This is a genomic window from Pararobbsia alpina (genome assembly GCF_902859895.1).
GTDB classification, from domain to species: domain Bacteria; phylum Pseudomonadota; class Gammaproteobacteria; order Burkholderiales; family Burkholderiaceae; genus Pararobbsia; species Pararobbsia alpina.
The window spans coordinates 60,208-67,017 of the sequence record NZ_CADIKM010000028.1; the positions used below are offsets into that span (position 1 = coordinate 60,208).

The 6,810-nt window shown below is 60.8% G+C and carries 6 protein-coding genes; 5 read left to right on the forward strand and 1 reads right to left on the reverse strand.

Translation table 11 applies throughout. The features are described 5' to 3' along the window. Nucleotides 1–7 precede the first annotated feature (7 nt). Nucleotides 8–841: a squalene/phytoene synthase family protein gene (locus tag HV670_RS21620; protein WP_175106929.1), complete on the forward strand. Its 834-nt coding sequence runs from the start codon at nt 8–10 to the stop codon at nt 839–841. 104 nt (nt 842–945) lie between these two features. Here the strand turns inward: HV670_RS21620 and HV670_RS21625 are convergent, their stop codons facing one another. Then, complete coding sequence (locus HV670_RS21625; protein ID WP_175106931.1) at nt 946–2,109, reverse strand: glycerate kinase; 1,164 nt, start codon at nt 2,107–2,109, stop codon at nt 946–948. Between the two features lie 334 nt (nt 2,110–2,443). On the opposite strand from HV670_RS21625, the gene tig reads away from it, so the two are divergent. From tig to HV670_RS21645, 4 genes are all read left to right on the forward strand, one after another. After that, nucleotides 2,444–3,802: a trigger factor gene (gene tig / locus HV670_RS21630; protein WP_175106933.1), complete on the forward strand. Its 1,359-nt coding sequence runs from the start codon at nt 2,444–2,446 to the stop codon at nt 3,800–3,802. Between the two features lie 349 nt (nt 3,803–4,151). Further along, entirely contained in the window at nt 4,152–4,817 is a 666-nt protein-coding gene (clpP, locus tag HV670_RS21635; protein WP_175106935.1) for an ATP-dependent Clp endopeptidase proteolytic subunit ClpP, read from the forward strand. 224 nt (nt 4,818–5,041) lie between these two features. Beyond that, on the forward strand, nt 5,042–6,313 hold the full coding sequence (gene clpX, locus HV670_RS21640; RefSeq protein WP_175106937.1) for an ATP-dependent Clp protease ATP-binding subunit ClpX: 1,272 nt from the start codon (nt 5,042–5,044) through the stop codon (nt 6,311–6,313). Nucleotides 6,314–6,477: 164 nt separating this feature from the next. After that, nucleotides 6,478–6,810 (forward strand): LON peptidase substrate-binding domain-containing protein (locus tag HV670_RS21645; RefSeq protein WP_175106939.1); only part of this gene is annotated, 333 nt, incomplete at its 3' end.

The following is a 6,810-nucleotide window of genomic DNA, read 5'->3' on the forward strand; positions in this document are numbered from 1 at the left end:
GCATTCCGTGAAGCCTGATCAATACTCACAAGAAAAAGGCGCACCGCTCGGCTCTAGCGTCTACTACGCTTTGTTGCGTGCGCCGGCCTCGCGTCGTCGCGGGTTGACGGCGCTTTTTGCGTTGCGGCGTGAGCTCGAGGAAACAGTCGAGAATTCGTCGGATCCCGCCCTCGGACACGCGAAGCTCGCATGGTGGCAACGCGAGCTCAAGACGATCGAGACAGGTCAGCCGACTCATCCAGTCGCGGTCGAACTCCATCGCGAGTTGCCCGGTGCGGTCGCGGCCATCGAGTCGCTGTTCGAAGTCGCCGAAGGCTTCACGATGGATCTCGATCAGGCGCGCTATCTCGACTATCCAGGCCTGCAGCGCTATGTTGGTAAGGTCGGCGGGGCATTCGCGGCCGTCGTCGCGCAGCAGGCGCCCGGTGGCGCGGACGATCGCGAGTGGGCGCGGGAACTCGGTAACGCGCTGATGTACGCGGAGATTGTTCGCGATGTCGGCGACGACGCTCGGCGCGGCCGCATCTATCTTCCGATCAGCGAGATGCAACGCTTCAATGTGACGGCCGCCGATATCATCAACCGTCGCTATTCCGACGGCTTCACGGCACTCATGGAATTTCAGGCCGGCCGCGCGCGCGACGGTCTGCGGCAAACGCTATCGAATGCACCGCGCGCGACTTTGAAGCGTCAGCCTGTACTGCGCGCCCAGGCAGCAATCGCGCTCGCCCTGCTCGATGAGATCGAAGGCGAGCGGTACCAGGTCCTGCACCAGCGAATTGCGCTGACACCTGTACGCAAGCTATGGGTCGCCTACCGGACTACGAGGTTCGGAATCTAAAAGAGGGCATCGCGGCATGGCAACGGGGCCACGGGCGTTGTCGTTGTGGTGTCCGCCGCCAACATGAACCCACATCCGTGTTCGGCATTCACGGTTTGAAGGGCTCAAGGCCGCGAATCGCGCGAGCGAGCCGCATCGAACAGGCGCGCGAGCTGCTCGGCGCCGTCCGCCAGCAAGGTCCCGGCTTCGGCGATCGCGGTTTGCAGCGTCATCGGTCCTGGTGTCGGCGAAAAGCATCCCGAGAAATACTGATTCAATTGCGGCAGGGCACTCACGTCGATGCCGCCCGACAGCAGGCTTGCGGGTACACCCAGCCGTCGCGCGTGTTCGCAGGCGACAAAGGGCGTCTTGCCATGCAGGGTCTGGGCGTCGCTGCGGCCCTCGCCGGTGATCATCCAGTCCGCGCCTTGCAGCGCTTCGTCGAGCGCCGCCTCGGCCGCCACCACCTCGGCGCCGGGCCGGAACGTGGCGCCCAGCGCATGCAGTGCAAAGCCCAGCCCCCCCGCGGCGCCTGCGCCCGGCATGTCGCGCACGCGCTTGCCGAGCGCGTTTTCGAGCAAGTCAGCGAAATGGCTGAGCGCATGGTCGAGTTTCTCGACCTGTTTCGGGCTCGCGCCCTTCTGCGGGCCGAATACCGCACTCGCACCGTGTTTTCCACAAAGCGGATTGTCGACGTCGGTCATCGCCATCAGAGAACAACCCTTGAGCCGAGTGTCGAGGCCACTCGCATCGATCTGTGCAAGCCGTTCGAATGCGTTGGGCGAGGGTGGCAGCGATTTGCCGTCGGCATCGAGCAGGCGGATGCCCAGCGCGTTCAACAAGCCTGCCCCGCCATCGTTCGTGCTGCTGCCTCCGAGCGCGATGAGAATCCGTCGTGCGTCCTGGTCGAGGTGCGTGCGGATCGCGTCGCCGAGTCCCAGGGTGCTGCGCGCCTCGATCGGAATCGCCATGCCCGCCGCGTCGGTGATGCCGACGATCTCCGCAGTTTCGATGATCGCGGTCTGGTCGGGCAGCAGTCCGCTTTGGGCTTCGCACGGTCCGCCCGCGGCATTGCGTACATGCAGCTTCATGCGTTTGCCGCCGTTGGCGAGCAATGCATCGAGCGTACCCTCGCCGCCGTCGGCGAGCGGCCGTACCCGGACATCGGCCTTCGGCCAGACACGGCGCAACCCGGCGGCGATCGCATCGCCGACCTGCTGTGCGCTCAGCGAGCCTTTGAACGAATCCGGAGCGACGACGATGACGGGAGCGATGTTTTTGGTCGGCATGTTGGCAGGGCGGTCGTGGTGAGCGGCGTCGGGGCGCGGCAAATTGAGTGGTCGGGGGAGACGAAGCTGGGCGCTAGTATCGCGCGTCGCGGCCACGATCGCCACGAGTGAGCGTGTCGAAGCCGGTACGGGGTCACGCACCCGAGTGCAGCCGATTGCGTCACAAGCGCCGTCCATATCAACGAAAACCCGGCCTTTTCGCCTTTTTTCGCGTGGCACGAAAAGAGTTTGCTAGAATACCCGGCTTCTTTCGCCCACTGCGCATTGCGCTGAGCCGACGGCCTCCGATCTCGCCGCATGGGCTCGGACAAGAACTTTCAGACTGGATGCATCCATGGCTAACGTTGTAGAAAATCTCGGCAAACTCGAACGGCGCGTCACCATTTCCCTGCCCAAGGAAGCCGTGCAAAAGGAAATCGACTCGCGCATCAAGCAACTGGCAAAGAACGTCAAGATGCCGGGTTTCCGTCCGGGCAAGGTGCCGCTGAAGATGGTGGCACAGCAATATGCGGGTCAGGTCGAAGCCGAAGTCCTGAGCGACAAGGTGGGCCGCGAGTTCTTCGACATCAGCCGCGCTGAGAACCTCAAGGTAGCGGGCTCGCCGCGCTTCGCGTCGAAAGAGGGCGAGCAGGCGCTCGCCGATTCCTATGCATTCGACGCGACCTTCGAAATCTACCCCGAAGTCAAGCTCGGCGACATCGCCACGGCTGAGATCAGCCGCACGACGACGCAGATCGCGGACGCCGAAATCGATCGCACGCTCGACATCCTGCGCAAACAGCGTGTCCATTACCACGTGCGCGGCGAAGCCAGCGAACATGGTGACGGCGGCGCAGATCTCTCGGCCAAGGACGGCGACCGCGTGACGGTGGACTTCGTCGGCAAGCTCGACGGCACGCCGTTCGCGGGCGGCACCGCAGAAGACTTCGTGTTCGTACTCGGCGAAGGCCGCATGCTGCCCGAATTCGAGAAGGCGGCACTGGGCCTGAAGGCCAGCGAAACGCGCGAATTCGACCTGCAGTTTCCCGAGGACTATCACGGCAAGGAAGTGGCCGGCAAGACCGCGCAATTCACGATCACGCTGAAGAAGATCGAATGGTCGCATCTGCCGGAAATCGACGCTGAATTTTCGAAGACGCTCGGCATTGCCGACGGCGACCTCACGAAGATGCGCGGTGAAATCAAGGACAACCTCGAGCGCGAAGCCAAGCGCCGCACGCAAGCGCTGCTCAAGAACCAGGTGATGGACGCGCTGCTCAAGATCAGCGAACTCGAAGTGCCGAAGGCACTCGTCGAGCAGGATCAGGAACGTCTCGTCGAAATGGCGCGTCGTGACCTCGAGCAGCGGGGCGTACCCAACGCCCGCCAGGCACCGATTCCGGTCGAGATGTTCCACGATCAAGCCGAACGCCGCGTGAAGCTGGGTCTCGTTCTGGCTGAAGTCGTTCAGCAAAACCAATTGCAGGCGAAGCCCGAGCAGATTCGTGCCGAAGTCGACGAATTTGCGAAGAGCTATGAAGATCCCAAGGAAGTGGTGCGCTGGTACTATTCCGACAAGCAGCGCCTTGCGGAAATGGAAGCATTCGTCGTCGAGAACAACGTCGTCGAATTCGTGACCACCAAGGCTAAGGTGACGGACAAGCTGGTGCCTTTCGAGGAACTGGCGAGCACCGCGGCAGCGGCTCAAGGCTGAGTCCGGCGCGACGAAACTCTGGAACGCCTCACGTGATATAAATGCGCCGGAAGTTTCCGGCGCATTGTTTTTAAGTGGATACCGCGCAAGCTGCCGGGACGGGTGCGCGCGATAGGGTAGAGAGGGTATTGGCTGGCGGATGAGTCCGGTGAAGGGGCCCACCTGCGGGACTTATCCGCGAAGCTTATCCGCGAGGTGCCGGTGCAGGTCTTGATAATCGCCGGCGACGGCTCATATAAGATCTGAGCCACCGCGGATAGACGGCAATCCTGGTGCCCCGGGGACTTATGCACACGGCTCGTTTGTCGTGTAACGTAGCAACGTAAATAGACTATCAAGGACTGCCTGCATGACGTTCCGCGCCGATCTCGTTTCCGGTTTTCCGCACTCGATGGACCGCCACTCCGATGATTCGCTCGACCCGAAGGCGCTTGGCCTCGTGCCGATGGTCGTCGAGACGAGCGGTCGCGGTGAACGCGCGTATGACATCTACTCGCGCCTGCTCAAGGAGCGTATCGTCTTCCTGGTCGGTGAAGTCAACGACCAGACAGCCAATCTCGTGGTGGCCCAGTTGCTGTTCCTTGAAAGCGAAAATCCGGACAAGGACGTCAGCCTGTATATCAACAGCCCGGGCGGTTCAGTCTCGGCCGGCCTCGCGATCTACGACACGATGCAGTTCATCAAGCCCAATGTGTCAACGCTTTGCATGGGCCTCGCCGCCAGCATGGGCGCATTCCTGCTGGCAGCCGGCGAAAAAGGCAAACGCTATGCGCTGCCGAATTCCCGCGTGATGATTCACCAGCCGCTCGGCGGCGCACGCGGCCAGGCGTCGGACATTGAAATCCAGGCACGCGAAATTCTTTATTTGCGCGAACGGCTCAATCAGTTGCTCGCGAGCCACACGGGTCAGCCCGTAGAACGCATCGCGCGCGATACGGACCGCGACAACTTCATGTCGGGCGACGACGCTGCGGCGTATGGCCTGATCGACCAGGTCATGCATAAGCGGGTCTGATGGGTTTGAGGGTGGCGAGCCCACCCCAGAAGGACGAAATCGGGAGTGAGCCGCACGGAAGCACAAGCAGGTATAGCCGAAGGCGGTGGTTGCCGTTCATTGAGCCCCTTTTTTGGCGGGGCTGCAGCAGGTAATAATTGCCTCGCAGATCCCGCCGGCCCCAATGCGTGCGTTCTTTTAATACGGCGTATGATGTAGACGAGCGTCCTGAGGCGTAAATATTTATGGCGGACAAGAAATCTTCCGGTAGCGAAAAGCTGCTGTACTGCTCCTTCTGCGGCAAGAGTCAGCATGAAGTCAAGAAACTGATTGCCGGCCCGTCGGTGTTCATTTGCGATGAATGCATCGACCTGTGCAACGAGATCATTCGCGACGAAGCGGTCAGCGCCGGCGCCGAAGCGGCGATCGCCAAGTCCGATCTGCCGAGCCCGCAAGAAATTCGCGACATCCTCGATCAATACGTGATCGGGCAGGAACGCGCGAAGAAGATTCTCGCGGTCGCGGTGTACAACCATTACAAACGGCTCAAGCATCTCGACCGGAAAGACGAAGTCGAGCTCGCGAAGAGCAACATCCTTTTGATCGGTCCGACAGGTTCGGGCAAGACGCTGCTGGCTCAGACGCTGGCACGCCTGCTCAATGTGCCGTTCGTGATCGCGGATGCCACGACGTTGACCGAAGCCGGCTATGTGGGCGAGGACGTCGAAAACATCATTCAAAAACTCCTTCAGAATTGCAACTACGAAGTCGATAAAGCACAAAAGGGCATCGTTTATATCGATGAAATCGACAAGATCAGCCGCAAGTCGGACAACCCGTCGATCACCCGCGACGTTTCGGGTGAAGGGGTCCAGCAGGCGCTGCTGAAACTGGTCGAAGGCACGATGGCGTCGGTCCCGCCGCAAGGGGGGCGCAAGCATCCGAATCAGGATTTCATCCAGGTCGACACGACCAACATCCTGTTCATTTGCGGTGGCGCGTTTGACGGGCTCGAAAAGGTGATTATCGACCGCACCGAAAAGACCGGTATCGGTTTCGGCGCGACGGTGAAGAGCCGGCAGGAACGCGATGCGGGCGAAGTGCTGCGCGATGTCGAACCGGAAGACCTGATCAAGTTCGGGCTGATTCCCGAACTGATCGGACGGCTGCCGGTGGTCGCAACGCTCGGCAAGCTCGATGAGGAAGCGTTGATGCAGATTCTGGTCGAGCCGAAAAACGCAGTGGTCAAGCAGTATCAGAAGTTGTTTGCGATGGAGCGCGTTGAGCTGGAAATCCGGCCAGTGGCGCTACAGGCCATCGCGCGCAAGGCGATCCGCCGAAAGACGGGGGCACGCGGCCTGCGTTCGATCCTGGAGCAGGCGTTGCTGGATGTGATGTATGACTTGCCCACGATGAAGGGGGTCAGCAAGGTCACGATCGACGAGAACGCAATTGACGGCGACGGCAAGCCACTGCTGATTTACGAGGAAGCCCCGAAGGTCTCGGGGTCGAATTGACGAATCGGCTAGGCCAACCGGAAAAGCCGTTCATGGCAACGTGAACGGCTTTTTTCCTTAGGCCGACACATTTTTGTCGATAGATTTTTATCAATTGGGTGCTTGAAGTCCATAGAGACGGCCTCACTTGCTCACGAACAGATTCCACTTCATGGGGAAATGAAATGTCAGGAACCCAACTTTTGCCGACGGAACGCATTACGCTCCCCCTGCTCCCGCTGCGGGATGTCGTGGTGTTTCCGCATATGGTGATTCCTCTCTTCGTCGGTCGCCCGAAGTCCATCAAGGCGCTCGAAACTGCGATGGAAGGCGGCAAGCACATCATGCTGGTCGCCCAGAAAACCGCGGCCAAGGATGAACCGACCGACAAGGATATGTACGAAGTCGGTTGCGTCGCCAACATTCTCCAGATGCTCAAGCTTCCCGACGGGACCGTGAAGGTGCTCGTCGAGGGCCTTCAGCGTGCGCGCACCCTGTCGATCGAAGACCAGGAATCG